Below are 26550 nucleotides of genomic sequence, written 5' to 3'. Positions count from 1 at the left end.
TTCTTTTTTCACTTGCGGCGATATTATATTATTTTTTTTCGTTTGCGGAGAAATGATATTGTTAGGTTTCATTTTACTAATTTGAGGAGCAATTAACTCGCTTCCTTTTTTTATTACATCTGAAATTTTATATTCTTTTTTCGGTTTTATTGGTGGTTGTGGCGGCTGCGGTAATACATTTACCGAAAACTTCGTGTTTTCTTTTTCCGCCGGTTTTTGTTTTTCTATCACAGGTGGTTTTTGAATAACAGACGGTTTTTCTTTTTGAATTGGCTGTTCTTTTTGCACCTCTTTTTGCGGTTTCACCTGTACTTCTTTTTGCGGCTTTACCTGCATCTCCTTCTGTGGTTTCACCTGTACTTCTTTTTGTGGCTTTACTTGCATCTCTTTCTGCGGTTTTACTTGCACTTCTTTTTGTGTTTGTTGCATAGCTGGCTGCTGTGTAATTGGTGCTGATTGATACGTAACTTCTTCCTCATCTTCTATTCCAAGCGGAGTTGGTGTTGCTGCAAATTCTTTTTGCTGCACTTCTTTTACGTATTGCTTTGGAGGCGCTGAACCTGCTCCAGCCTGTTGTTTCATGTGAACACTCTTTGATGGCACTTTAATTTTCATACCTGGCATGATTAAATCTGGATTACTAAGTTGTGTATTTGTTTTTTTCAACGTGTCAAAATCCACTCCGTACTTTTTCGCAATTTTCCAAAGGGTATCCCCTTTTTGCACGATATGAATTTTCAAATTTTCCCCCTCCTGTATAACTTATCTATAAATAACAAATCTCATGAAGTAACTCTTTCTAAATAACATTAACTTCTTTTCACTTTTATCACTTCTTCGATTTTTAATATCATTCGAAGTGGAATAAGCATAAAGAACCACAATGATTTCTTCAAAACAATGTATGCCCATTTCGTTCTCGTTATGATTATATGTATGAAAAAAGCAACGGGAATACCGTTGCTTTACACACGCTCTAACATACGATTTAATGCAAGAACTGCTTCTGCCGTTACTTGTTTGTCTACGCTAATAACATTAATTTCTTCTCCTCTTTCTATCGTTTCAAGTGTCCATAATAAGTGAGGCAGATCAATTCGATTCATCGTTAAGCACGGACACATAAATGGATTAAGCGAAACAATTTCTTTATCTGGATGTTGCTTAATAATTCGATTTACTAAATTCATTTCTGTACCAATCGCCCATTTGCTACCAGATGGCGCTGATTCAATCATATCAATAATATATTTCGTTGAGCCTGCATAATCTGAAGCAGCTACAACTTCATAGCAACATTCTGGATGTACAATAATATTCATATTAGAATGATTTTTTCGTACACTCTCAATATTCTTCACTGTAAAATTTTGATGAACAGAACAATGTCCTTTCCATAAAATCACTTGAATTTCTTCTATATCCCCATCGTACTCTAATGAATCTGTGTGTGGGTCCCATACTGCCATTTTATCTAACGGGATACCTAGATCGTACGCTGTATTTCTCCCTAAATGTTGGTCTGGTAAAAAGACGAGACGTTCTTTTTGAGTAAACGCCCAAGATACCATTTGCTTTGCATTAGAAGAAGTTACTGTTGCTCCTCCGTTACGACCACAAAACGCTTTAATTGCAGCTGTAGAGTTCACATATGTTAACGGAATCATCGTATCTCCAAATAATTTCGTGAGCTCTTTCCATGCTCTTTCTGTTTGTTCAATATCTGCCATATCCGCCATCGAACAACCTGCACGCATATCTGGTAAGATGACAACTTGATCATCTGTAGTTAACATATCTGCTGTTTCCGCCATAAAGTGCACCCCGCAAAACACAATATATTTTGCATCTTTATTGCTCGCTGCAACTTGCGCAAGCTGAAGTGAATCCCCTGCTGCATCTGAAAATTGTACCACTTCATCTTTTTGATAATGATGCCCTGGAATGAATAACATTTTCCCCATTTTCTCTTTAATTTCACGAACACGCTTTTCCATATCTTCCGTTGACATCGTGTAATAACGCTCTGGTAACATCGTTTCAATTGGCTGTACTTGTTCTAAAATACTCATATACGTTTCTCCCCCTCTAAGCCACTTTCCTTACTCTTCAATATTGAAACTAATATCAAGTGCTTTCACTGAATGTGTTAACGCTCCAAGTGAAATATAATCTACCCCTGTTTTTCCGTATTTTGATAAATCTTCAATTGTGATGCCCCCTGAAGCTTCTGTAACGATAGCGCTTGGTACAATTTTTGAAAACTCCCGGATTTCATCTGGCGTACGATTATCGAACATAATAATATCCGCACCAGCAGCAACAGCCTCTCTCACCTGTTCCTCAGTTTCTGTTTCTACTTCTACTTTCACCATATGTCCTAACTTTTCTTTCACTGATGTAACAGCTTTTGTAATAGAACCAGCAAACGCAATATGATTGTCTTTAATCATGACACCATCATATAAACCGAAGCGATGATTAAATCCACCGCCGCACACGACTCCATACTTATCAAACATACGTAGTCCTGGCATCGTTTTTCGTGTATCACAAATGCGAGTATGACTGCTATCTAAAGCAAGAACCGCTTTACGCGTCATCGTCGCTATTCCGCTCATACGCTGAATAACATTTAATATAACGCGCTCTGCTGTTAATAACGATGCAATTGGACCTTGCACTGTTGCAATGATTTCGCCTTTTTCTACAAGATCCCCATCTTTTTTATGAAGCTCTACTTCAATTCTCTCATCAATTAATTTAAATCCTGATTCAATTACTAAACGTCCTGCAAAGACCCCTGTATCCTTCGCAAGAAACGTTCCTTTCGAAAGCAAGTTATCTGGAAAAATAAGCTGAGATGTTACATCTCTTTCCCCTATATCTTCTAAAAAAAATCGATTTAATGCTTCTTTAACTTTTATCGTGTTCATAAAGCCTCTCTTCCCCTCATCACACAAGTTGTCGCTTTCTCTTTACTCGAACAATCTCTTTCTTTCCTATATTTCTATCTGGATAATCACTCCGGTAATGCCCGCCAATACTTTCTTCTCTTTGCAAGGCTGATACAACTATAAGCTCACAAACCGTTAACATATTAATAAGCGTTATCTCTTCATTCGTAAGAACATCATGTTGTAATATCATATTTCGAACACCATACTTACTAAGCCATCTCTTCGCATAAGATAAACTTTGCTCTGTTCGCACAATCCCAACATATTTCATCATGCATTTTTGTATTTCTTCTTTCGTCGGTAAATGATTCAGAACGATAAACTTTGCTTCCTTTTCGGCTAGCATGTTCACCTTTTCTTTTGTCTCTCTAGATAAAATGTGTCGTCCGATTCTTTTTCCAAACACAAGACCTTCTAATAATGAATTACTCGCTAATCTATTTGCACCATGAACCCCGTTACAAGCTACTTCACCGACTGCGTATAAGTTCGGAATAGACGTCTCTCCATCACAGTTCGTTTTCACGCCGCCCATGTGAAAATGAGTACCGGGCACGATTGGAATAAGTTTTTTATTTATATCGACTCCATTTGTTTTACATATCGATGACACGGTCGGAAAGCGTTGTTCAAAGTTTTGAATCATTTCGATGTTTAAGTACACTTTTTCACCCGCAAGTAGCTGTTCATGAATAGCCCTTGCGACTACATCACGAGGCGCTAGATCCTGTTCGGAATGTATATCCATCATAAAACGCTGCCCTTTTCCATTTATAAGGACAGCTCCTTCTCCGCGAACAGCTTCGGACACGAGGCCGGAACAACGCCCACCCGCGTATAACATCGTCGGATGAAATTGTATAAACTCTAAATCTACAAGCTCTCCGCCTGCACGGTACACCATTGCAAGTCCATCGCCTGTAATCGTCTCATCATTAGAAGTAAAGGCGTATAAACCGCCAATACCGCCTGAAGCTAACACCGTATAATCTGCATTGTAACGTTTCAATTCTCCTTTATTGTTGCGAGTTAAAGCCCCAACACATTTATCTTTTTCTATAATAAAATCGAGCACCATTTCCTGTTCCACTACCGTAACGTATGGAGCTACTTCTTGAATAAGATGCTCTAATAAATTCTTTCCTGTTGCATCGCCACCTGCATGTAAAATACGACGTTTTCGATGCGCTCCTTCTTTTCCAAGATGAGGACCTGTTTCATCCCCATCAAATTTCATTCCTCTTTCAATAAGGTTATTAATTTCTTTCGGTCCCTCCTCGACTAAATAACGGACCACTTCTTCATTGTTATAATGACAACCTGCTACTAATGTATCTTCAAAATGATCATTAGGATTGTCATATGTAGCTACCGCTGCGGCAATTCCACCTTGAGCTAAATGTGTATTATTATTACGTTTCGTCTCCTTTGTGATAATAATCACATTCTTTTCGTGACAAATCTCTTTTGCAACACGAAGTGCCGCAACACCACTTCCAATAATTAAGACATCTGCACTTGGCATAATTGTTGCCTCCTACTTTACACTTTTCAACTGTCTTGACACCTATATTTACATAGTTTTAAAATAATGACAAGAGTTTTTTTATAATTCTTATTTTCACTACCATTTAAAAAGTAAAAGAACTGTAACTCTTACTAGAGAGAGGAACTTACATGATGATATATCTTGACTATGCAGCTACTACACCTATGAGCGAGGAAGCGTTACAAACATATATGAAAGCAGCGTCGCAATACTTCGGAAATGAACAAAGTTTACATGATATTGGAGGAACAGCTGCTTCTTTATTACAAGTTTGCCGAGAAACATTTGCGGAAATGATTGGAGGAAAAGAACAAGGAGTATTTTTCACAAGTGGCGGATCGGAATCAAACTATCTTGCGATTCAATCACTTCTAAATGCCCGAACTAAGAAGCATATTATTACGACACCTATGGAACATGCATCCATTCGAAGTTATTTTCAATCTCTAAAATCAAAAGGCTATACGATCACTGAAATTCCTGTTGATAAAAGCGGACTCCTTTGTTTAGTAGATTTAGAGGCAGCTATTACAGAAGATACTGTGCTAGCAAGTATACAGCATGGAAACTCTGAAATCGGAACCGTTCAAAACATTACAGAAATCGGGGCACTTTTAAAAAAATATAATGTTTTATTTCATACAGATTGTGTGCAAACGTTTGGTAAACTGCCTATCCATGTTTTTGAGATGGGCATTGATAGTCTTTCTGTTTCAGCACATAAAATATACGGACCAAAAGGTGTCGGCGCTTGCTACATAAATCCGCAATCTCGCTGGGAACAAGTATTTCCAGGAACTTCTCACGAAAAAGGATTTCGCCCAGGCACAGTAAATGTTCCCGGCATCGCATCTTTTTTAACAGCTGCTGAAAATATATTAAAAACCCAATGGGAAGAAAGTTTACGTTTTAAAGAGTTACGCTCCTACTTTTTAGAGCAAATACAAACACTTCCGCTAGAAATTGAAGTAGAAGGTCATTCTACTTCTTGTTTACCACATATTGTTGGGGTTACAATAAAAGGAATAGAAGGTCAATATACTATGCTAGAATGTAATCGCCATGGTATCGCCATTTCCACCGGAAGTGCTTGCCAAGTCGGTAAACAAGAACCTTCGAAAACTATGCTCGCAATTGGAAAAACGTATGAAGAGGCCAAACAATATGTCCGCTTCTCTTTCGGACAACAAACAACGAAAGATCAAATTGATACTACTATTCATGCACTACACACAATTGGAAATCAATTTTATAGAGGTGTTAAATCATAATGAAACAAAATGAACAAAAAAAGATTTTAGGTGAAGAAAGACGACAGCTTATCCTTCAGTGGCTTCTCGCTGCAAATGAGCCGTTATCTGGGAATGAACTATCGAAGAAGACAAACGTAAGTAGACAAGTTATCGTGCAAGATATTTCCTTGCTTAAAGCACGAAACGAACCAATTATTGCGACTGCCCAAGGCTATTTATATTTAAAGCCACAAGAGAAACAACAAGCTTTTGAACGCGTAATCGTATGCCAGCACAAACCAGCAGAAGTACGTCAAGAACTTACAATGCTTGTTGACCACGGCGTTACGATTAAAGACGTAAAAGTTGAGCATCCTGTATACGGTGACCTAACAGCATCCATTATGGTAAGCAATCGCTTTGATGTAGAGCAATATTTACAAAAAATCGAAAACACAAATGCTTCCTATCTATCGCAACTAACAGACGGTATTCACTTACATACAATTGAAGCAGATTCTAAAGAGAAGTTAGATGCTGCTTGTGAGGCGTTAGATAAAGCAGGATTTCTCGTTTATTAATGTAAAGCACAGAGTTTTTTATCATTCTCTGTGCTTTTTTAATGCTATAATATTGTAATCAATCGTAAAGGAGATCAAATATGGGAATTGAACTCGTTCACTTTAGCATTGGCAAACCGAAACAAATGAAATATGGCGAAGATAAAGAAATGATAACAGGTATATGTAAAGACCCTACAGAAGAGGCCTTTCTCTCAAAAGACGGATTTCGTGGTGATGACGTAGCGGATTTAAAACATCACGGCGGTCCTGATCGTGCTGTTTGTGTGTACCCACACGAGCATTACGCACTATGGGAAGAGGAATTTCAAACTACGCTTCCAGCTTCCACATTTGGCGAAAACATTACCGTAACAAATATGTTAGAGCGTGATGTTTGCATCGGAGATACATATCAACTAGGTGAAACAATCATTCAAGTGACACAAGCAAGAGTACCTTGTAGCACAATTTCAAAACGTCTTGGCATCCCTGGCATACTGCCACGCATTGTAGCAACTGGATTTACAGGCTACCTATGCCGTGTTCTTCAAGAAGGTACTGTACGTAAAGATTCTAAAATTACATTACTAGAACGTCAACCGAGCAATGTTTCTGTCTTGTTCTCTAACGAAATTTATTTTCATAATAGAAAAGATAAAGATGGCATTGAAAAAATTCTTGCCATTCCAGAACTAGCTGATATTTGGCGTGGTCAGTTAGAAGATCGTCTTGCGAAGTTAAAATAAAGAATCCCACCTTCTGCAGGTGGGATTTTATTAATCTATTAAAAAATATATTAGGCAATGAAATGATATTGACGATTAGACAAATACCAACATTCCATCTACATCTTACAACCAATAAGAAGAATAACTCCCCAGCACAGTAACAGAAAAACCGAGTGCTTCAAGTTCCATCGTTACGCCTGGCAATAATACGTCATCGTATGCTTTATCAACATCGATTAAGAAAAAGTAATTTCCAAGACCTGTTTTCATCGGACGCGATTCGATTTTTGATAAGTTTAATTTTCTCCATGCGAAAGCTGATAACACTTGATATAGGGCACCTGCATAATCTGCAGGTAACGTTATCATAAGCGTCGTTTTCTCTCCGCGGTTCTCTCCGTTATTCGGGAGTACTGCTTTCTTTTTCTTATGGAGTACTAAGAAACGTGTGTGATTATTTTTATGCGTATGAATACTACGTCTCACAATTGTTAATCCGTATTTTTCTGCAGCCGCTTCATTTGCAATAGCGGCAATTTTCTCTTCAGGATGTTCTTTCACATATTGCGCAGCAGCACTTGTAGATGTCATATCTCGAACAGTTACTCCTTTTAATTCTTCATTTAAAAATTTATGGCACTGTGCAATGGCATGCGGATGAGAATGCACTGCATATACTTCATCCCACACTTCTGCATACTGCGGATGTACAAGTAAATGCTGCTGAATTGGTACTGTAATTTCTCCTACAATGGAAAGCGGCTGCTCATGTACAAGGTAATCAACCGTTATATTCACTGAACCTTCTATTGCATTTTCTAACGGTACAACTGCGAAGTCTACATTTTCATTTGCAGCTGCATCTATACAATCTGGAATCGTTCGATATGGTACATGCTCTGCTTCCGGAAAAAAACGACTCACCGCCATATTTGTAAATGTTGCTTCTGGTCCTAAATATCCTACTCGAATCATCGTCTTTTCCCCTCTTTTTCGTTTTCTTACTGTTATACCATACTTTTTTATATTCTTCTATGTAAATTTCGAATATTAAAAAAAGACTAGCGTTCGCTAGTCTAAATGTTTCTTATATTCTCTTTGAGCGAAGAAGAAATAAATGATACATGCTGCGATATAAAACAGAATGAACAAACCTACTTTTCTTAATGATCCATCCATAAAAAGCGTATTATGAAACGTATATAACGCAACTGCACTATGCATACTCCCTACTATAATTGGCGCAAAAAATAGCATACATAATTGCCAACGAGAAATTTTCCATACTTCTTCCTTCGTCATTCCAAGTTTAGAGAGTGCACCATACTGCTTTCGGTCCGATGCAATATTATGGAACCATTTAAAATAAACGATACTACATGAAGTAAGAAAGAATAATATACTAATAAATGAGCCTACAAATAGAGTAATATCGCCGCCTTCTTTCATATTTACATACAACTCCATATTGCTTCGAAATGCATTATTATTATCTTGTTTCATATGTTTCCGTAAATCTTCATTTAATTTCTTCGTCTTTTCGATATTTGGTAATGTGTAGCCTCTATATATCATTTTTTCAGAATCAGGAACCTGATTTGCTATACTATCAAAATCTTCATCATTCATAACGAAGAACAGACCATTAATGTACGAAGGGTGATGGTTAAATTGAACCCCTTCTTTCTGACCGTTAAATACGAATTGATATGGTTGATTCATTACTTGCAATTGAATCTCTTTTTGATTATATACATTCGAATTATTGTATTTATTATAATAAACGAGTGTCACTGTACCTTTTTTAGGACGATACGTTTTCTGTTTTTGTTTCCTTGCTTCTTGGTTATATTCACTTTCTTTTATAAGCGGTACTATTGTTGTTTCTCCTTTACTAGACTGAAAGGATGCATACACTCCAACAAAACTCATATATTGAAAATCGTCATACCCATATTGATGCAGTAATTTTTCAACCGCACCTTCCTCAAAGACTTCATGAGTAGAAATACCTTTTTCTATGTACGAAAACGAGTGTACCCCTCCAGTTCGCCACATATCTTGCATGCTAGAAAAATATAAGAACACCGTACCTGTTGCTGTAACTACAAACGTCGTTGCCATAGACATCAGAAAGAAAAAGCGACCATTTTCCTTCATTCGATGTGACAATTGATTCACTATAAATAAATAAGGATATGTATACATAATCTTTTTATTTCTCTTTATTATTTCTAACACTTGGGTAGCTCCATGTGTAAAAGAAAAGTACGTTCCAAAAAAGACAAGTATAGACACAGGGAAAAAGTATATCGCTATCGTAGCCATCGTCACTTGTAGCGCCAATGCATACCCGCCCACTAAACAAGCAAAACCGAATAAACAGAGCCACTTTGATGTTTTCTTCTCTTTTTTATCTGTTCGAAATTCTTTCAATAACCGAATGATTTTTATATTCCATATACGTAAAGCACTTATAAAAGATAACAAAATAAAAACGACCATATATGTAATAAATGTTACACCAATCGCCCTTACGTCAAATATGACAGGGAGTTCTTTCGGAAGCCCCAGTAACATACTAAATACCATAAAAAAGAGCTTTAAAAATATCATACCAAGCCCAATACCGAAAATATTCGCGAAGACCCCGATTAAAATTTGCTCGGTCATAATCACTCCTATTACGTTAGACTTCGTTGCTCCCATTAACATATATAACCCTAATTCTTTCTTACGTGCTTCTATGAAAATAGAAGTAGAGTACAAAATAAATATGACGAAAAAAGAAATGATTATAACATTACATATGATAAGTCCCCAGCGTACGTTTTGATACCACATCGTCTCTTGCATATATGGATGCACAATGACAGACATATATGCGTAAGAAGCAAATATTGCAAAACAACTACTTAAGAAAAACACTTTATAATTACGCCAATTTCCTTTTATATTTTGCAGCGCTAGTTGCCGAATGTTCATCTATCGTCCTCCTGTAACTTACTACATAGGCAAAAAGCTAGAGGTTCCCCTAGCTTTTTACGTGTTTTAAATATCCTCTTTGCGCGATCATAAAGTAAATGGCAGAAGCTAAAATGTATGCTCCAATTACAAGCGCACCTGATTTCCACAAATTAATATAAAGCATTTTTCCTAACGTATGAAGAGCAAATCCACTATGAATGGAACCGATTAAAATTGGGATAAAGAAGATAACTCCCATTTGTCGAATCGCAATTTTGCGAATTTCTTTATCTGTCATACCAATTCTCTTTAACGATTTAAATTGAATACGATCTTGTTCTTTATCGTTAAACCATTTAAAGTATGTCATACTACAAGCGAAGAAGAAGAACAGTACCGCTACGAAGAAACCGATGAACATTGTAATTGCTCCACCTTCTCTTATATCCTTATACGCAAACACTGAATTTCTCAATTCCCCTTGCTTTTCTGGTACAATTTCATTTTTCAAATCTAATACAAGGTTTTCTGTACTTTTCCAATCCTCAATATAATAACCGTAATATTTTGTCTTTTCTTCATCTGGTACGAGTGTTGCATATTTCTCAAAATCTTGATCATTTACAATGAGATATTCACTATCATTAAAAACAGAATACTGCGTTGGATTATTTAATTGAACAGACTGCTTTTGTCCATTAATTGTAAATTCATACGATTTCGTACGATCTATCTTCATCAGTTCATTTGACATATCAACCATAACCATCGTTGCACTACCTGGTGCATTATGAACTTCTGTAGGTTGCTCTCTCTTTTGTTTGCGCACTTCTGCATTATATTCTTTTTCTGAAATAATCGTCATCGGTACTTCATGTTCACTATTAAACAACGTTATTTTCTGTGTTGCCGGTAGTTTAACGTATGTTACTTTTCGCGCATCTTCAAACCCGTGTCTCTTCACAAGCTCCTGTACCTTTTCTTCATTAATAAGGTTATGCGTATTTAACCCCTTTTCCTCATATGAAATAGCATGTGGTGTAAGTTCTACCGTTTTCGCACTCATATTTTCAAAATATACGTACAGTGTACCCACCGCTGAAGATACTACCGCCGTAATGATAGAAATTACAAATAGAAAACGAGCATTATCTTTCATTTTATAAATAAGGTTGCTAAGGACGAACATATTTGGGTACGTATAAAAAGATTGCTTTCTTTTTTGTAATGCTTTTAATACAACTGTACTACCTTGTGTAAATAGTAAATACGTTCCGCCAATTGTCAGTCCCACCACCGGTAAAAAGAGGATGAGGAAATTCAGAAACGTTACTTGGAAGCTAAGTACATATGCAACAATAATACATCCTATACCAACTACACATAACCATGTAAATGCAAACGGCTCTACTTTTTGCTTTCTTGCCTCTCTTAATAAATCAATAATTTGCAAGCGTCCTACTGTCCAAACACTAAACAATGATAGGATTAAAAATAGAATAAAGTATACACCAGCTGTAATAAGAACTGCTTTACTATTCCAAACAAGTGGAAGTGTCTTATCTATTTTTAATAATACGCTTAACGCTTGGAAAAATAATTTTGAACAAAGCATCCCAACCCCAATACCAACTACAATTGCAATACTACCTAACATCAGTTGCTCTAATATAATCATTCGGCCGAGCTGCGATTTCGTTCCGCCTATTAATGTTAGTAGACCAAACTCTTTTTTTCTTGCTCGTAAAAACGTTGAATTTGCATATAAAATAAAGAGTGCCGAGAAGATGACCACAATATAATTCATCGATTCTAATCCTTTTGTGATCATCTTTCTCATACTAATATTACCGCTTACGACATCTGGATGATAAATAAAAGAAGCATACATGAAAAATACGACAATCGATAAACAACTACTTATAAGAAACGCTTTATAGTTACGCCAATTTCCTTTTACGTTATTAAGCGCGAGCTGGCGAAAGTTCATGATATTCTCCTCCTAGCATCGCAAGTACGTCCAGGATTTCTTGGAAAAAGGCTTGTTTCGTTCTTCCTTTATGTATTTCCGAGAAAATTTCTCCATCGCGTATGAAAAGGATACGTTCACAATAACTAGCCGCTACTGGATCGTGCGTAACCATTGCAATCGTTACTTTCTTTTGCTCGTGTAAATCTTGCAGAGCGCCCATTAGCGATTTTGCTGACTTCGAGTCTAAGTTTCCAGTTGGCTCATCTGCTAAAATTAACGTCGGTTCATGAATGATTGCTCTCGCTGCTGCTGCACGTTGTTGTTGTCCCCCAGATACTTCGTATACTTTTTTATTTAAAATTTCTTCGATGTTTAAAAACTTCGCAATTTCTAGTACTTTCGCATCGATTTCATTTACAGATTTCTTCGCCATTACAAGTGGTAAAATAATGTTTTCTTTAATGGATAACGTATCAAGTAAATTAAAATCTTGGAAGATGAACCCTAAATGTGTACGGCGAAACTCCGCTAATTTTGCAGCACGCATTTGATTAATTTCTTCACCATTTACAAGCACATGACCTGAAGTTTGCTTATCAATTGTTGCTAATAAATTTAAAAGCGTCGTTTTCCCACTTCCTGAAGGACCCATAATCCCTACAAATTCGCCTTCTTCTATTTTAAAATTTATATCGTTTAAAGCAGTCGTCGCTACTGAACCTTTTGATTGGTACACCTTCGTTAATCCTTTTACTTCAAGAACACTCATTTCTAATCCCCCTACGTGTTTTCTTCTTACATTTACTATAAGAAAAATAAGAAAAAGAAACGAGTGATTTCCCTTACAAAACGTTTTGTTATCTTACAGTTTTGTCATTTTTCTCATCAATGTATGATATTCTTCATCTTTTGCAAATTGGAACGTGAATGTTGTCCCTTCTCCTTCAGCCGATTGGACATACATTCCATGATGTAAATTATCGCAAATTTCCTTCGTAATATATAAGCCCATCCCAGTCGCTTCTCTCGTTTTACGTCCATTTATTCCCGTAAAAAATGGATCAAATATGCGCTTTACGTCTTGCTCTGGAATACCAATTCCATTGTCCTTAATATGTAATAACACCTTTTGATTTTTCTCTTCAATTTGAAATTGAATTTCTTTTTTCTCTGCCGCTGAAATTTTTGTATACTTGATTGCGTTTACAACAATTTGACCTATAGCAATGCTCAACCATTTTCTATCAGATGCAACCATACAAGTATCTTCTTCAAACATCACTTTCGGAAATACAGACGATTGAATAAAGGATTTCCGATTTTCATTAATAATACCTCGCACGACATCTATAACATTTACTACTTCTATCTTATAATCTTTCGCAAACTGCTCTAGTCTTGCCATATGTAACGCTAAATCTAAACCATTTAGTATACGGTTATTTTCTTCACGAATACTTTCAACTGTTGCTCTTGCCTCACGATGCTCTTTGCCAAACTTTTGCAGCAATAATTCAATAACAGATACTGGTGTTTTCATTTGGTGAATCCATTGGTTCATAAATATCATTTGCTGTTGCTCTTTCGCATGCTGTTTATGAACTTCATTCATATATTGCTGTCTTAATAACGTAAAAGATTCAACGACCATTTCTTGCTCTGATGTATAAGATTCATCAATAAGTAAAGAGTCATGTAATGTATTTCCACCAGTAACATACTTTTCGATCCTCTTTAAAAACACACTCCGTTTTCGGTAATCGTAAATGAGGTATACAGTAAACACAACTGTTCCTAATAAAAGTCCATATAACCACGTACTCCAATCAATGGATTTCTTTTCTAAAAGACTTTGCAGCTGTAAAACGAGCCCAAATAAACAAAGGCTAACAATATAAGAAAGAATTAAAGAAAAGCGGTCCATGAGGTAATTTTTAACCTTCATGCCCTTCGCCCCACTCCGTAAGAAGCGCATAACCATATCCACGTTTCGTTACAATTGCATTTTTAATGCCTAACTCCTCTAGTTTCTTCCTTACACGTTTTACATTTACGGTTAATGTATTATCATCCACAAATGCTACTTCATCCCATAGAGCTTCTAACAGTTCTTCGCGCGTTACATATTGATTCACCTGTTTCATTAAACACTCTAATAAGTAAAACTCATTTTTTGTCAGTTCAGTTTGTTGTCCTTGCCACTCAACAATATGCTGAGACGGGAATAACAACAGTCCATTTACACCTAAACAATCACTCTCAGCGGCAGAAGCATACTCTCCGTAACCACGGCGAAGTGCACTCTTCACCTTTGCCATTACGATATCTAAATGGAATGGCTTCGTAATATAATCATCGCCGCCATTTTCAATCGCCATTACTTGATCCATTTCTCCTGTTCTTGCAGAAACAAAAATAATTGGTGCATTCGATACAGTACGAATTTGACGACACCAATAAAAACCGTCAAAGTACGGTAAATTAATATCAAGTAACACGAGATGAGGATTCACTTTTACAAACTCATCTTTTATTTGACGTAAATCACTTGCTCTAAATGATTGATAGCCATACCTTTCTAAATGCTCTTCTAATATTCCCGCGATTTTCTCATCATCTTCTACAATTAATATTTTATACATGTTCGTTTTCTCCCCATAAAAAAATTCTTCTAAAACCACTCCCCTTTTTATTATAAATTGAAAATTTAATTAGTGGGGATTTTTTCCTATATAAATCCGATTTTTACGATATAAAAAAAGACTGCCATATTTCGGCAGTCTTAATCGATAAATTCAAATTCATATTCAAGAATTTTTACAATATCTCCGTCTTTTGCACCACGTGCACGAAGCGCTTCATCAATACCCATTCCGCGCATTTGACGAGCGAAACGACGTACAGATTCATCACGTGAGAAGTCTGTCATCTTGAATGTTTTCTCGATATCGTAACCAGAGATAACAAACGTGCCATCACTTTCACGTGTAATTTCAAATTTAACACCTTCAGTATCAAATTTGTACATTACACTTGTAGCAGACTCATCCGCAACTTCATGTATTGGGAATTCTGGTGTTGTTTCTATTAAGTTCGCTACTTCAAACAGTAAGTCACGAACACCTTGTCTTGTTACAGCTGAGATTGGGAAGATTTTTACTTCGTCTCCCACTTTCTCTTTAAATGCTTGTAAGTTTTCTTCTGCATCTGGCATATCCATTTTGTTTGCAACAACAACTTGTGGACGCTCAGTTAAGCGAAGATTGTATTCTTTTAATTCATTATTAATCGTTACGTAATCTTCATATGGATCACGGCCTTCTAAACCAGACATATCAATAACATGCACGATTACACGTGTACGCTCAATATGACGTAAGAATTGGTGTCCAAGTCCGACGCCAGCATGTGCGCCTTCAATTAGTCCTGGAAGGTCAGCCATAACGAAGCTGCGATTATCACCAGTTTCAACAACACCAAGATTTGGAACGATTGTTGTGAAGTGATACTCTGCAATTTTCGGACGCGCTGATGATACAACAGATAATAATGTAGATTTACCTACACTTGGGAATCCAACAAGTCCAACGTCTGCTAGTACTTTAAGTTCTAGAATAACATCACGCTCTTGACCTGGTTCCCCGTTCTCAGCGATTTCTGGCGCTGGGTTCGTAGCTGTTGCAAAACGTGAGTTACCACGGCCACCGCGGCCACCTTTTGCAATTACAGCAGTTTGTCCATGCGTTACTAAATCGGCAAGAATTTGACCAGTTTTTTCATCTTTTACTACTGTTCCTGGTGGAACCTTTACAAGTAAATCTTCAGATTTACGTCCGTGCTGACCTTTACTCATTCCGTGCTGACCGCGATCAGCTTTGAAATGACGTTGGTAGCGGAAGTCCATTAATGTACGTAAGCCTTCCTCAACTACGAAAACAACATCTGCACCTTTACCGCCGTCGCCACCTGCTGGGCCACCTTTTGGTACATACTTCTCACGACGATACGCAACCATACCGTTACCACCGTCGCCGCCTTTTACATATATCTTGACCTGATCTACAAACATTATTTCACCACACTTTTTTCAATTGGTTGTAATATAACTGAGACTTCTTCGTCTCGCACTGTATAAGAAATGGAATACCATTTATTGTTTTGGGTCGCAAGCCAATTCTGTAGTTCTTCTACACTCGTTAGCTTACCACGAAAATCAAAAAAGAAACGAGCATTATCCGCGTCACATTCAATTGTGATACAAACATAATTTTCAACATATACGTCTAAACTATGCTGAAGCATCGAGAAAAATTGATTCGTCCATGTACATACAGTCTCATCTAAGTGAGATAAGTTATGTAATTTCCCTAATACTTCGTACTCCAATAAGCACGGCTGCTGTTTCCAATTATATGTTAAAATCCACTCTGAAAATAAAGGCATTGATAGCCCCATCAGATTGGATTCTTGTCTCGCTTCTTGGACAAAACGATCGATGAGACTATGAATTTCTTCCACTTTTCCAAGGGAAAGGTTTCCTTTCACCATCTGCATACGATTGAGCCAATCATGTCTTGAATGGCGCAATGCATCTATAATTGTCCATTTTTCATTCATTTAGATACCCCTTAATATAGAAAAACTCTAACCTGCACTCAGGTTAGAGTTTTCCGTGAGTTCTTATGCTTCTTGAGCAACAGGATATACGCTCACTTGTTTGCGGTCACGACCAAGACGCTCAAAGCGTACTACGCCGTCAACTTTCGCGTATAAAGTGTCATCGCCACCACGACCAACGTTAACACCTGGATAAATTTTTGTACCGCGTTGACGGTAAAGAATTGAACCACCTGTAACCGTTTGACCATCTGCGCGTTTAGCACCAAGACGTTTTGACTGAGAGTCACGACCGTTCTTTGTACTACCTACACCTTTCTTAGATGCGAAAAACTGAAGATCTAATCTTAACATACGTTACACCTCCTGCACTTTTTCTATTAAACGGATATACTTTCCGTAATCAAGTTCGATCGTCTTAAGCGAAACAACTAATCCTTCTAAAAGCGTTTGTGCTTTTTCTGCTGTATGAACGTCTAAATCATTAGGCAATTCATACGTTAAGAATCCGCCATCACTTCCGAGTTCAATAGTTGCTTGCACATTACAAAGTTCTTCCACTGCATTTATAGAACCAAACACAACCGCTGTAGTTCCAGCACAGACAAGGTCTTGTCCATGTGGCGCATAATCGGCATGTCCAGTCATTTTAAATGATTGGATACTTCCTAATTTCGTGCGACTTATCGTAATTTTAATCATGTTAACCAGAATTAAGCGTTGATAGCTTCAACAACTAGCTTAGTGTAAGGTTGACGATGACCTTGTTTCTTACGATTGTTCTTTTTCGCTTTGTATTTGAAAACGATAATTTTCTTAGCGCGACCTTGTTTTTCAACTTTCGCAGTAACTGTTGCACCTTCTACAACTGGGCTACCAACTTTAACGTTTTCGCCACCAACGAAAAGAACTTTGTCAAAAGTAACAGTTTCACCAGCTTCAACATCTAATTTTTCAATGTAGATTGCTTGACCAGCTTCAACTTTAATTTGTTTTCCACCTGTTTCGATAATTGCGTACATACTTGCACCTCCTCTTAATTACTAAGACTCGCCAAAAACGAGGTAGACATAAATGCCTTTAGGGAACCTGTCTTGTGCGGTTGTAGCATATAGCCGTTTAGGTGCTATAAACTATAACATAAAGATGTTATCATGAATCATAGACGGTTGTCAATAAATGTTCTGCTAACTATTTTTTCCGCTCTACAATTTCTTTTTTACTTCCAAAACGAACGATAGCATACTTTTCGATATTATCATCTTTGAAATAAATTTCAAATGGAATATTTTTTTGTAATTCTTTTTGCAAAAACTGTTTTTGCAGTTCTTTAGGCGCAGCGATTAATACCGCTTCATCTTCTATATTGCCATATGTGATTAGTTCTCTCTCTAACTCATACGCAATTGTTTCATGCGACATCACATAACCCGTCGCTTTGCAAGGTACACACTCTTTTAATAATACGTCCCGTAAAGAATGCTTTTTACGTTTACGTGTCATTTCCAAAATCCCTAGCTCCGTAAAGCCGAGCACCCTTGTATATGTGCGGTCATCTTGCATAGCAGCTATAAGACATTCTCTTACCTTTTCTTTATCTTCTCTTTTTTTCATATTAATAAAATCAATTAATATCATACCACCAATATCACGAAGTCTTAATTGGCGTGCAATTTCTTCAGCTGCCATCTCATTTGTGCGAAGTACTGTATCTTGTAAATTTTGTTTTCCCGTAAACTTGCCCGTATTCACATCAATTACAGTCATCGTCTCCATTTGTTCTACAATTAAATAAGCACCATTTGGAAGCCACACAATTTTTTGGAGTGCTTTCTCAATTTCACGCTCTATTCCAAAATGGTTAAACATCGAAGACTTTTCATTATAAAAAGATACTTTTTCTTTTCCAACTTTGTCTTCTAATTCTTTTACTATACTTCTTGTATCTACAACTACTTTTTCAATGGTTTCAATTGGATTCTCTTGAAATACACGATCTAAAAAGGTCGCCGGTCGATGAAGTAATAACGGCGCCTTTCCTTGGCCCTCTTTTCTTTTTAACTCTTCATACAACTGTTGTAACCCTTGCATTTCAGCTTGTATTTCTTCAATTGCTCCTTTTTCAGAAGCAGAGCGGAAAATGTATCCCCCCGTTCCCTCTATTTCAATTTGGAGTAACTGTTGTCTTCTTTTATTATTTTTTATTTTTCGAGAAACAGCGCGCATCTCATCAAACGGCATATAAACGACATATTTCCCGGTAAATTCTATATTCGCTGTCAATTTAGGCCCTTTCGTATCAATTGCCTCTTTCACAACTTGTACGAGTATCGCTTGCCCTTCATGTATACGATAAGAAGATGGTACATCATCGTATGAAAGGTAAGCATGTTTTTCTAAACCGATGTTTACAAAAGCTGCATTCATTCCAGCAATTGTTCTTACGACACGTCCAACATAAATATGCCCAACAATCTCTTGCTCTTCATTACGTTTCCATAAAAACTCAACAATTTTTTTCTTCTCTTCAATTGCAACGCGCTTTTCCGAACCAGCGTAATTCACATATAACGTTTTCAAAATTATTTCCTCACTTTATAATCTTCTTTGCTTTTACAATAATAAAAGGTTAGTGCTATCGTCAACACTAACCGATTAATTCTTCAACTGATGAAGTTGTTCGTTTTTCAGTAAAATATGCATAGAGCAATTCATTTTCATCCAATGTGTAATGCTGTTTATATTTTCCACGGACGATAATAGAATGCTTATATCCTCTACGAAATTTTGTGAAGATCGTATATAAACGATCTTCCGTTTGCACTTCAATAGGTGCAATCTTTTCGATTCCTCTTTTGTTTCCATAATAACGTTCTAATAAAAAACGCATAAATGCATACCGTCTTTGTTTCCACTCTTGATATAATGACACTGCTAAAAATATGAGTAGTACCCACATCATAATATTGTTACTATTCCAGAGTAACTGCCATCCTAATATTACACCAAAAAAAACACATGACAATTGCATCATCTTTTCATGTGCTTGTAAATAAGGGAAACGATATGATAATACATTAAACAATACTTTCCCGCCATCTAACGGCCAAATAGGGAGTAAATTAAATGCTAAAATAATTATATTATTCCACATAAAGAAATAATATAAATCTGTATTCAGCCAACCGACTTCGAACAACATATAACCTACCAGCATCATCCAAACATGTTGAATCGGTCCTGCAATTACGACAACAAGTTCCTCTTTCAATGACTTATTACCATGTTCCTCAAGCTCGGCCACGCCACCAAACGGCAAAAGTTGAATTCTTTTTATACGCCAATTATAGTGTGCTGCTGCAAAAGCATGCCCAAGTTCATGAATAAGAACAATACAAAATAACAGTAGTAACTCTTTAAAACGCGCAGTAAAAATACCAATGACAATAATAACCCAAAATAATGGATGCACGGAAATTTTCGTTAAAACGTCCCTATATTTAATCAAATGATATCACCTGGATCGGATCAATAAATTTTTCATTCTTTTTTATCGCGAAATAAAACTTTCCATTTTTATCATTTGTATCATTACTCACCGTTCCAATTTTTTGTTTCTTTGAAACGTAATCATATAATTTCACTGACATATCGTTTAAGTTTGCATACCATGACTCCGTACCATCTGCATGTTGAATTTGAACTGTATTTCCAAGTTCCTCTTTCTTGCCTGCAAAAACAACTAACCCTTCATTTACTGACTCCACTTTTGCATTTGTAGCTGTTTGGACAAATACACCTTGGCCATTTTTTTGAAACCCTTGCATTACCTTTCCAGAAGCAGGAATTGCATAATCCTTTTGCTGAATACTTCCTTCTTTTTTCTCGTTCGGCGAATAGAATACGAGCGGTTTTCCAAATTGCTTTTCATACCATTTCGCTACAGTAGCAAACTGAAATTCCTCTTTCATCACTTTTTCTGTAACAGCTTTAGCTCCATTGAATGAAGAAGGAGCATTCTTATATAAAATAGCAACCGAAAGAACTAATATTGCTGATAATAAAACTTTGAAGAAAAAGACTTCCTTTCGAAATAAAGGATGCATTTCCTTTTCTCCATCTTCAATAAATACCGCTTCACTATCGAAATTCCCTCCGTTAAAATACTGCTCTTCCTCCATCCTTTCTTGCTCGGCCTTCCTTTTTGCAATCCGCTTTTTAATTTCTTCTACGCGTCTATTCTTCATACTGTCTCCTTTCTTTCGTTAAGCTAATTTCATTAGAAACAGTTGTATACAGTTTGTACATATGTATGAGCTAAGAAAGAAAGATATTCGTGTGAAGAAAAAAGAAAGCACCTCGCATATGTGCGAAGTGCTCTTAACGGATTCCAAAGAAGTTTTTCACCTTTGCAAATACCGATACCTTTTCTTGTTCAAATGCTTGTAATGGTACATTCTCACCTAACAAGCGTCTTGCAATATTACGATAAGCCAACGCTGCTTTTCCGCTTGGTTGCAACGCCACAGGTTCACCTGTATTTGTAGCTCGAATAACTTCATCGTCATCTTCGACAACACCAAGAAGCTCGATTGACAATGTACGTACAATTTCATCAACATCTAACATATCCTGTTCATGAAGCATATGACTACGTACACGGTTAATAACAAGTTTCGGTGGTTCAATATCCTCTTTTTCTAAAAGCCCAATAATACGATCCGCATCGCGCATTGAGGATACTTCTGGAGTCGTAACAACGATTGCTTTATCCGCACCAGCTACCGCATTTTTAAATCCCTGCTCAATCCCCGCAGGACAATCGATTAATATGTAATCATAATCTTGACGTAATACTTGTATTAATTCATCCATTTGTTCAGGTGTTACCGCTGATTTATCACTCGTTTGTGCTGCAGGTAATAAATAAAGATCATCAAAACGTTTGTCTTTAATAAGAGCCTGAGGTAAACGGCAACGCCCTTCAACGACATCAACAAGATCAAATACAATACGATTTTCCAGCCCCATTACTACGTCTAAATTTCGAAGACCGATATCTGTGTCAATTAAGCACACTTTCTTTCCAGATAACGCTAGGGCCGTACCAATGTTCGCAGATGTAGTAGTTTTACCTACTCCGCCTTTTCCAGATGTAATTACTATTGCCTCTCCCACAGCTATACAATTCCCCTTTCTAACTTTGTTAAATTAGGTCTAAGATGAGTGAGAAGTTGCAGGCGATCGACAACAATGTGATTGTTCTCATTAATATACGCACATTCTGCCGCCTCCGCTCCGTCTTCTTTCTCTTCCGGAGCCCGCATTGCCACATCACTAATTCGAAGTTGCATCGGGTTCATAACAGATGCAGCGATTACAGCATCCGAATCCCCATAATACCCAGCATGTGCAATTCCTCTTAATGATCCTACGACAAAAATATTCCCCCCAGCGATAACCGTTCCGCCTGGATTAACATCTCCAATTAACAACAAATTTCCTTTTACATGTAAAACTTGTCCAGAGCGAACAATTTTGGAAATAGGGACAATTTCTGTTTCTTCTTTCCAAGCTATTGCTTCTGCTTTAGTGATAACATCACTTTCAATTGAATCCACAACAAGATTCTTTTTATTACGAATTAACGTACGAATCTCTTCTTGTTGGACTTCTGTTAAATAACGATTTCCTACTTTCACATGCACTTCAATTAAAGAGCGCCCATCACCATCGTAGTAATGTGTAGAAAGTTTTTCGTCTAATTCCACCAATAATTCTGAGAATGAACAACAATCATCTAAATGAAGCGTTATCCCATCTTTTGTCCCTTTTATCGTTACATTTTGTTGCTTTTTTTCTTCCACTAAAGTTCACCCCACCGATTCAATTCGACATAAAATTAGAAAATCCTTTTTTCTTTTTCTTCCATCGCTTTTGAAAGACGCACTATATATCGTCTCAGTGGGAAACAAACTATCAATAAGAAAATAGCATTTAACAATAAAGTAGAAAGGAGACGATCTGTGAAAAAGACATACGCTGGCATATGAGTACGTCCTAATAAAGTTAAGAATCCATACACATAATACTCTAGTGCTACAACACTAGCTAATATGATAGAAACAACAATAAATAAATTCAATTGTAGTACTTTCATCACACTATATACTAAATAAGCTAAAATCGGATAAGCAAAAATATATATCCCGACAAGTTCTGTGTATACGGTATCAAATAAGAAGCCAAATAATAGTCCGTAATAAATCCCTTGGACCGGACTATAATACACTGTAATAAAACATAAGACGATTATAAAGAAATGCGGTGCTGCTATGCTGTCTTTCCAAAACACATCCGTTGGAACAACAGTAGCAAACATATTTTCAAATAGAAACACAAAAAGGAGCAAAAGAGGAAGAGCTGCTCTTTTTAATATCTTCATCATCTCTTCTTCTCCTCCTATTCTAATGGCGCTGAAGGTGTTGCACGTTTAGCAACCGTAATATGCTCTACGTCATTTAAATCAGCGGCAGGTTTTACATAAGCTGTTTTTGTTAAGCCATATGCATCTGGCTGAACTTCAACGATTTTTCCAATTACAAGACCTTTCGGGAAAATATCACCCAGTCCAGATGTTACAACTAGTTGATCTTTCTCTACCGGTGCATCAGAGCCAATCTTTGTGAAAAGAAGTAATTGCTTTTCTTTGTCATAACCTTCAATCAATCCAAAGATTTTCTCTTGCCCTTGTACAATAGCAGAAACGCGATTTGTTCGGCTCATAGAACTTAGTAATTCTACTGATGATGTAAACTGAGATACACTTTTCACTCTTCCAACTAACCCTTGTGAAGTTACTACAGCCATATCTTTTTTAATTCCTTGCTGTGCCCCTTTATCAATTCCAATTAAATCGTACCATTTATCTGGATTACGAGAAACAACAGTAGCTGGAATTTCAGTATACCCGCTATTTAACTCTTTTTTACCAGTTAGCTCTTGTAGCTTCTTGTTATCATCTTCTAATTGTTTTACTTTCCCTGATAGACCTGCATAATTATCTAATTTTGCTTTTAATTCTTTATTCTCTTCATACGTGCGCTTTACATCCTCTACATTTTCGAAGAATCCAGCTACGTATTTCGCTGGCTTTTGGAATACACGTTCTACAACACCGACAGTATCTTTAACAAACTGCTCTGGCCATGTTAAACTGTTCCGTTCTTTCAATGAGATTCCAATCAATGCCACGAGAAGAATAATACTAACCAACAAAACAATTAATCTTTTGTTTAAGAAAAACTGTGGCACGTTCACACCCTCTTAATTTCACTGATTTTTATTTTGCAATATTATCGAGCAGCAGTTTTGAAAAGATCGATATTGTCTAATGCTTTACCTGTTCCAATTGCTACGCAATCTAATGGATCTTCTGCAACAAGAACTGGCATTTTCGTTTCTTCACTAATTACTTTATCTAAATTACGTAGTAATGCCCCGCCACCTGTTAATACGATACCGCGGTCCATAATATCAGCCGCTAATTCAGGTGGAGTTTTTTCTAACGTATTTTTAACTGATTCTACAATCGCATCTACTGTATCTTTTAATGCATCTGCAATTTCTTCTGGCTGAATTAGTACTGTTTTTGGTAAACCACTTACTAAATCACGACCGCGAATTTCCATAGGCTCGATACCTTCTGGCTCGCCTGCAGAACCAATTTCTAATTTTAATGCTTCAGCTGTTCTTTCACCGATCATTAAGTTATAGCTTTTCTTAATGTACTGAATGATTGAATCGTCCATATCATCACCAGCAACACGGACTGACTGGCTTGTTACAATACCACCTAGAGAAATAATTGCAACTTCTGTTGTACCACCACCGATATCAACAACCATACTACCAGTTGGTTCCCAAACAGGTAAGTTTGCACCAATCGCTGCTGCAAATGGCTCTTCGATAGGATAAGCATCACGAGCACCCGCTTGACGAGTCGCATCGATTACTGCACGTCTTTCTACAGCTGTAATACCAGATGGTACACATACCATTACATACGGCTTACGTGAGAAGAAACCGTTTGATTTTTGAGCTTGTTGAATGTAATATTTCATCATTGTTGCAGTTGTTTCGTAATCAGCAATTACACCGTCTTTCATCGGGCGAAGTGCCACAACGTTCCCTGGTGTACGACCAATCATTTGTTTTGCGTCGCTACCTACAGCAACGATTTGTTTCGTATCAGTTTGTAACGCCACTACTGAAGGTTCACGTAAAACTACACCTTTTCCTTTTACATATACAAGCGTGTTCGCAGTTCCTAAGTCTATTCCAAGATCGCGAGTAAATCCACCAAATCCAAACATATTATTTATCTTCCTTTCTTGTTTTCACGGACTCATTTTTTCTTAATTTATATTATAAAAACAGTACGTTTTTTATATCTTTATCCTTTTTGTAGATAAATTTCTACAAAAAACTCATAAATCACATTATAAAACAAAATAAGTAAAAAGCATAGTCTTAAATATGACCTTTTTCCTTTAAACTCACGAATTTATGGTCACCTATTATAATATGATCAAGCACTTCAATTCCGATAATCTGGCCGCATTCTACTAAGCGTTTTGTTACTTCAATATCTTCACGGCTCGGCGTGGGATCTCCTGAGGGATGGTTATGAAGACATATGATAGAGGCTGCTGCACGACGGAAGGCTTCTTTAAAAACCTCCCTCGGGTGTACAATTGACGTGTTTAAACTTCCAATAAAGATCGTTTGCCTATGTATAACTTGATTTTTTGTATTTAAATATAAACAAACAAAATGCTCTTGTTGTAAAAAACGCATTTCTTCCATCATGTATTTCGCACAATCTTCTGGACTTCGAATACTATATCTATTTTGATATTCTAAACGTACCATTCTTCTGCCTAGTTCAAAGGCTGCCATAAGTTGCGATGCCTTTGAAATCCCAATACCATGTATACTAATTAGCTCCTCTAATGTTGCATCTTTCAACATACGTAAGCCATCAAATTGGTGTAAAATTTTATCTGACAACTTTAAAACTGTTTCTTCTTTAGAACCTGTTCTGAGTAACACTGCGAGAAGCTCTCGATTTGATAAACTTCCAGCACCTTCTAACAATAAACGCTCCCGTGGCTGTTCTTCTCTTACAACATCACGAATACCGTTCATCTCTCCACCCCTTTATTTGTTCTCTCAAAGAAAACCCCATGCAATTTTACGCATGGGTTACATCAATATCAAATTGTTTTAATTCCCGAACGAGGCGTGCGATTGGTAAGCCAACTACACTATAGTAGTCCCCTTGAATATTTTGAACGAAAATAGATCCTTTACCTTGAATCCCATAACTACCGGCTTTATCAAGAGGTTCTTTCGACGCGACGTATGTATCAATTTCCTCTTCTGTTAACTCCCAAAATGTAACTTCTGTACGCTCATAAAAAGTAACCGTTTTTTCTTTTGCTATAATCGCAACACCTGTATACACTTCATGTGTTTTCCCTGATAGTAATTGTAACATCTCTTTCGCCTCATCCTCATTAGAAGGCTTACCAAGAATACGCGACTCATATGTAACAATTGTATCTGCACCTAACACAATGTGATCACTATTATTTTCTGCCACCGCTGATGCTTTTTGCAAGGCAAGCGACATTACAATATCAGAAGGCGATGAATATGCACCAATTGTTTCCTCTACTTCACTTACAACGATTTCAAATGGCACACTAGCTAACTCAAGCAATTCCTTCCTCCGAGGTGATCCTGAAGCTAAAATTATTTTTCTCATATTTTCTCCTTCCTTTCTCACATGAAGCAGAACAATTTATATTAATCGTATCAAAGGAATAGTTTGCCCACAAATGAAAGAAATATTAATTTCTCTAACTAAAATAACACTTCTTTATTGCATACGATTA

The 26550-nt window shown here is 36.8% G+C and carries 27 protein-coding genes, 1 pseudogene and 1 other annotated feature; of the genes and pseudogenes, 3 read left to right on the top strand and 25 right to left on the bottom strand.

Annotated elements, in window-relative coordinates:
* The 4 genes and pseudogenes from exsA to nadB form a co-directional block, all read right to left on the bottom strand.
* A pseudogene (gene exsA, locus ABWK52_RS02945) lies at positions 1-741 on the bottom strand (spore coat assembly protein ExsA); the annotation flags it as partial.
* 224 nt (positions 742-965) lie between these two features.
* Entirely contained in the window at positions 966-2072 is a 1107-nt protein-coding gene (gene nadA, locus ABWK52_RS02940; protein WP_098283867.1) for a quinolinate synthase NadA, read from the bottom strand.
* A 30-nt stretch (positions 2073-2102) separates the two neighbouring features.
* A complete protein-coding gene (gene nadC / locus ABWK52_RS02935) occupies positions 2103-2936 on the bottom strand; it encodes a carboxylating nicotinate-nucleotide diphosphorylase (protein WP_001092230.1) in 834 nt (277 codons plus the stop codon).
* Positions 2937-2955: 19 nt separating this feature from the next.
* On the bottom strand, positions 2956-4485 hold the full coding sequence (nadB, locus tag ABWK52_RS02930; protein ID WP_001138539.1) for an L-aspartate oxidase: 1530 nt from the start codon (positions 4483-4485) through the stop codon (positions 2956-2958).
* Positions 4486-4637: 152 nt separating this feature from the next.
* Here nadB and ABWK52_RS02925 point away from each other — a divergent pair, with 152 nt between their 5' ends.
* The 3 genes from ABWK52_RS02925 (at position 4638) to ABWK52_RS02915 (ending at position 7050) form a co-directional block, all read left to right on the top strand.
* Positions 4638-5780, top strand: a complete 1143-nt coding sequence (locus tag ABWK52_RS02925) for an IscS subfamily cysteine desulfurase (RefSeq protein ID WP_098340801.1) — start codon at positions 4638-4640, stop codon at positions 5778-5780.
* Positions 5780-6322, top strand: a complete 543-nt coding sequence (locus tag ABWK52_RS02920; protein WP_000812272.1) for a transcription repressor NadR — start codon at positions 5780-5782, stop codon at positions 6320-6322. Before ABWK52_RS02925 ends, ABWK52_RS02920 begins: the two co-directional genes overlap by 1 nt.
* 80 nt (positions 6323-6402) lie before the next feature.
* Complete coding sequence (locus tag ABWK52_RS02915; protein WP_098283869.1) at positions 6403-7050, top strand: MOSC domain-containing protein; 648 nt, start codon at positions 6403-6405, stop codon at positions 7048-7050.
* 105 nt (positions 7051-7155) lie between these two features.
* Here ABWK52_RS02915 and pheA read toward each other — a convergent pair whose 3' ends face one another.
* The 21 genes from pheA to ABWK52_RS02810 form a co-directional block, all read right to left on the bottom strand.
* Positions 7156-8007 carry a prephenate dehydratase gene (pheA, locus tag ABWK52_RS02910; protein ID WP_000621701.1) on the bottom strand — a complete coding sequence of 284 codons (852 nt, stop codon included), beginning with the start codon at positions 8005-8007 and terminating at the stop codon, positions 7156-7158.
* Between the two features lie 96 nt (positions 8008-8103).
* Entirely contained in the window at positions 8104-10017 is a 1914-nt protein-coding gene (locus tag ABWK52_RS02905; RefSeq protein ID WP_001026367.1) for an ABC transporter permease, read from the bottom strand.
* 49 nt (positions 10018-10066) lie between these two features.
* On the bottom strand, positions 10067-11989 hold the full coding sequence (locus tag ABWK52_RS02900) for an ABC transporter permease (protein ID WP_001011424.1): 1923 nt from the start codon (positions 11987-11989) through the stop codon (positions 10067-10069).
* Entirely contained in the window at positions 11964-12740 is a 777-nt protein-coding gene (locus tag ABWK52_RS02895; RefSeq protein ID WP_000114529.1) for an ABC transporter ATP-binding protein, read from the bottom strand. The genes ABWK52_RS02900 and ABWK52_RS02895 overlap by 26 nt, the downstream gene beginning before the upstream one ends.
* 93 nt (positions 12741-12833) lie before the next feature.
* Positions 12834-13916 (bottom strand): HAMP domain-containing histidine kinase, encoded by a 1083-nt coding sequence (locus ABWK52_RS02890; RefSeq protein ID WP_000865399.1) that lies wholly within the window; start codon positions 13914-13916, stop codon positions 12834-12836.
* A complete protein-coding gene (locus tag ABWK52_RS02885) occupies positions 13906-14613 on the bottom strand; it encodes a response regulator transcription factor (RefSeq protein ID WP_000276723.1) in 708 nt (235 codons plus the stop codon). The genes ABWK52_RS02890 and ABWK52_RS02885 overlap by 11 nt, the downstream gene beginning before the upstream one ends.
* Before the next feature lie 140 nt (positions 14614-14753).
* Positions 14754-16040, bottom strand: a complete 1287-nt coding sequence (gene obgE, locus ABWK52_RS02880) for a GTPase ObgE (RefSeq protein ID WP_098542251.1) — start codon at positions 16038-16040, stop codon at positions 14754-14756.
* Complete coding sequence (locus ABWK52_RS02875) at positions 16040-16588, bottom strand: sporulation initiation phosphotransferase B (protein WP_001003584.1); 549 nt, start codon at positions 16586-16588, stop codon at positions 16040-16042. The genes obgE and ABWK52_RS02875 overlap by 1 nt, the downstream gene beginning before the upstream one ends.
* A 63-nt stretch (positions 16589-16651) precedes the next feature.
* A complete protein-coding gene (rpmA, locus tag ABWK52_RS02870; RefSeq protein ID WP_000944958.1) occupies positions 16652-16942 on the bottom strand; it encodes a 50S ribosomal protein L27 in 291 nt (96 codons plus the stop codon).
* A gap of 3 nt (positions 16943-16945) precedes the next feature.
* Positions 16946-17290: a ribosomal-processing cysteine protease Prp gene (locus tag ABWK52_RS02865; RefSeq protein WP_002001054.1), complete on the bottom strand. Its 345-nt coding sequence runs from the start codon at positions 17288-17290 to the stop codon at positions 16946-16948.
* A gap of 11 nt (positions 17291-17301) precedes the next feature.
* Positions 17302-17610 carry a 50S ribosomal protein L21 gene (gene rplU / locus ABWK52_RS02860; protein ID WP_000270907.1) on the bottom strand — a complete coding sequence of 103 codons (309 nt, stop codon included), beginning with the start codon at positions 17608-17610 and terminating at the stop codon, positions 17302-17304.
* Between the two features lie 14 nt (positions 17611-17624).
* Positions 17625-17702, bottom strand: a sequence feature (ribosomal protein L21 leader region).
* Between the two features lie 77 nt (positions 17703-17779).
* Positions 17780-19168 (bottom strand): Rne/Rng family ribonuclease, encoded by a 1389-nt coding sequence (locus ABWK52_RS02855; protein ID WP_000855488.1) that lies wholly within the window; start codon positions 19166-19168, stop codon positions 17780-17782.
* A 67-nt stretch (positions 19169-19235) separates the two neighbouring features.
* Positions 19236-20096 carry a stage IV sporulation intramembrane metalloprotease SpoIVFB gene (spoIVFB, locus tag ABWK52_RS02850; protein WP_098542252.1) on the bottom strand — a complete coding sequence of 287 codons (861 nt, stop codon included), beginning with the start codon at positions 20094-20096 and terminating at the stop codon, positions 19236-19238.
* Positions 20089-20835, bottom strand: a complete 747-nt coding sequence (gene spoIVFA / locus ABWK52_RS02845) for a stage IV sporulation protein SpoIVFA (RefSeq protein ID WP_000797471.1) — start codon at positions 20833-20835, stop codon at positions 20089-20091. Before spoIVFA ends, spoIVFB begins: the two co-directional genes overlap by 8 nt.
* Positions 20836-20968: 133 nt before the next feature.
* Entirely contained in the window at positions 20969-21766 is a 798-nt protein-coding gene (gene minD, locus ABWK52_RS02840) for a septum site-determining protein MinD (RefSeq protein ID WP_000503309.1), read from the bottom strand.
* A 2-nt stretch (positions 21767-21768) separates the two neighbouring features.
* A complete protein-coding gene (gene minC, locus ABWK52_RS02835) occupies positions 21769-22455 on the bottom strand; it encodes a septum site-determining protein MinC (RefSeq protein WP_000391525.1) in 687 nt (228 codons plus the stop codon).
* Between the two features lie 35 nt (positions 22456-22490).
* Positions 22491-23036, bottom strand: a complete 546-nt coding sequence (gene mreD / locus ABWK52_RS02830; RefSeq protein WP_000975766.1) for a rod shape-determining protein MreD — start codon at positions 23034-23036, stop codon at positions 22491-22493.
* Between the two features lie 14 nt (positions 23037-23050).
* The gene (gene mreC, locus ABWK52_RS02825) at positions 23051-23902 is read right to left on the bottom strand and encodes a rod shape-determining protein MreC (RefSeq protein WP_001135488.1); all 852 of its coding nucleotides are present in this window, start codon (positions 23900-23902) and stop codon (positions 23051-23053) included.
* A 41-nt stretch (positions 23903-23943) separates the two neighbouring features.
* Positions 23944-24963 carry a cell shape-determining protein MreB gene (gene mreB, locus ABWK52_RS02820; RefSeq protein ID WP_000466736.1) on the bottom strand — a complete coding sequence of 340 codons (1020 nt, stop codon included), beginning with the start codon at positions 24961-24963 and terminating at the stop codon, positions 23944-23946.
* Positions 24964-25120: 157 nt separating this feature from the next.
* On the bottom strand, positions 25121-25798 hold the full coding sequence (gene radC / locus ABWK52_RS02815) for a DNA repair protein RadC (RefSeq protein ID WP_001013391.1): 678 nt from the start codon (positions 25796-25798) through the stop codon (positions 25121-25123).
* A gap of 46 nt (positions 25799-25844) precedes the next feature.
* Positions 25845-26420, bottom strand: a complete 576-nt coding sequence (locus ABWK52_RS02810; protein ID WP_001226291.1) for a Maf family protein — start codon at positions 26418-26420, stop codon at positions 25845-25847.
* Positions 26421-26550 lie beyond the last annotated feature (130 nt).

Origin of the sequence: Bacillus sp. AP50 (assembly GCF_040492675.1) — a bacterium.
GTDB lineage: Bacteria > Bacillota > Bacilli > Bacillales > Bacillaceae_G > Bacillus_A > Bacillus_A cereus.
Note: the sequence above shows the minus strand (reverse complement) of the source record. Positions and strands in the feature narration are given on the sequence as shown.

Excerpts from the sequence above, each read along its gene's own strand:
- nadA (WP_098283867.1), bottom strand. The coding sequence starts at position 2,072 with ATGAGTATTTTAGAACAAGTACAGCCAATTGAAACGATGTTACCAGAG.
- nadC (WP_001092230.1), bottom strand. The coding sequence starts at position 2,936 with ATGAACACGATAAAAGTTAAAGAAGCATTAAATCGATTTTTTTTAGAA.
- nadB (WP_001138539.1), bottom strand. The coding sequence starts at position 4,485 with ATGCCAAGTGCAGATGTCTTAATTATTGGAAGTGGTGTTGCGGCACTT.
- ABWK52_RS02925 (WP_098340801.1), top strand. The coding sequence starts at position 4,638 with ATGATGATATATCTTGACTATGCAGCTACTACACCTATGAGCGAGGAA.
- ABWK52_RS02920 (WP_000812272.1), top strand. The coding sequence starts at position 5,780 with ATGAAACAAAATGAACAAAAAAAGATTTTAGGTGAAGAAAGACGACAG.
- ABWK52_RS02915 (WP_098283869.1), top strand. The coding sequence starts at position 6,403 with ATGGGAATTGAACTCGTTCACTTTAGCATTGGCAAACCGAAACAAATG.
- pheA (WP_000621701.1), bottom strand. The coding sequence starts at position 8,007 with ATGATTCGAGTAGGATATTTAGGACCAGAAGCAACATTTACAAATATG.
- ABWK52_RS02905 (WP_001026367.1), bottom strand. The coding sequence starts at position 10,017 with ATGAACATTCGGCAACTAGCGCTGCAAAATATAAAAGGAAATTGGCGT.
- ABWK52_RS02900 (WP_001011424.1), bottom strand. The coding sequence starts at position 11,989 with ATGAACTTTCGCCAGCTCGCGCTTAATAACGTAAAAGGAAATTGGCGT.
- ABWK52_RS02895 (WP_000114529.1), bottom strand. The coding sequence starts at position 12,740 with ATGAGTGTTCTTGAAGTAAAAGGATTAACGAAGGTGTACCAATCAAAA.
- ABWK52_RS02890 (WP_000865399.1), bottom strand. The coding sequence starts at position 13,916 with ATGAAGGTTAAAAATTACCTCATGGACCGCTTTTCTTTAATTCTTTCT.
- ABWK52_RS02885 (WP_000276723.1), bottom strand. The coding sequence starts at position 14,613 with ATGTATAAAATATTAATTGTAGAAGATGATGAGAAAATCGCGGGAATA.
- obgE (WP_098542251.1), bottom strand. The coding sequence starts at position 16,040 with ATGTTTGTAGATCAGGTCAAGATATATGTAAAAGGCGGCGACGGTGGT.
- ABWK52_RS02875 (WP_001003584.1), bottom strand. The coding sequence starts at position 16,588 with ATGAATGAAAAATGGACAATTATAGATGCATTGCGCCATTCAAGACAT.
- rpmA (WP_000944958.1), bottom strand. The coding sequence starts at position 16,942 with ATGTTAAGATTAGATCTTCAGTTTTTCGCATCTAAGAAAGGTGTAGGT.
- ABWK52_RS02865 (WP_002001054.1), bottom strand. The coding sequence starts at position 17,290 with ATGATTAAAATTACGATAAGTCGCACGAAATTAGGAAGTATCCAATCA.
- rplU (WP_000270907.1), bottom strand. The coding sequence starts at position 17,610 with ATGTACGCAATTATCGAAACAGGTGGAAAACAAATTAAAGTTGAAGCT.
- spoIVFA (WP_000797471.1), bottom strand. The coding sequence starts at position 20,835 with ATGAAGAATAGACGCGTAGAAGAAATTAAAAAGCGGATTGCAAAAAGG.
- mreD (WP_000975766.1), bottom strand. The coding sequence starts at position 23,036 with ATGATGAAGATATTAAAAAGAGCAGCTCTTCCTCTTTTGCTCCTTTTT.
- mreB (WP_000466736.1), bottom strand. The coding sequence starts at position 24,963 with ATGTTTGGATTTGGTGGATTTACTCGCGATCTTGGAATAGACTTAGGA.
- radC (WP_001013391.1), bottom strand. The coding sequence starts at position 25,798 with ATGAACGGTATTCGTGATGTTGTAAGAGAAGAACAGCCACGGGAGCGT.
- ABWK52_RS02810 (WP_001226291.1), bottom strand. The coding sequence starts at position 26,420 with ATGAGAAAAATAATTTTAGCTTCAGGATCACCTCGGAGGAAGGAATTG.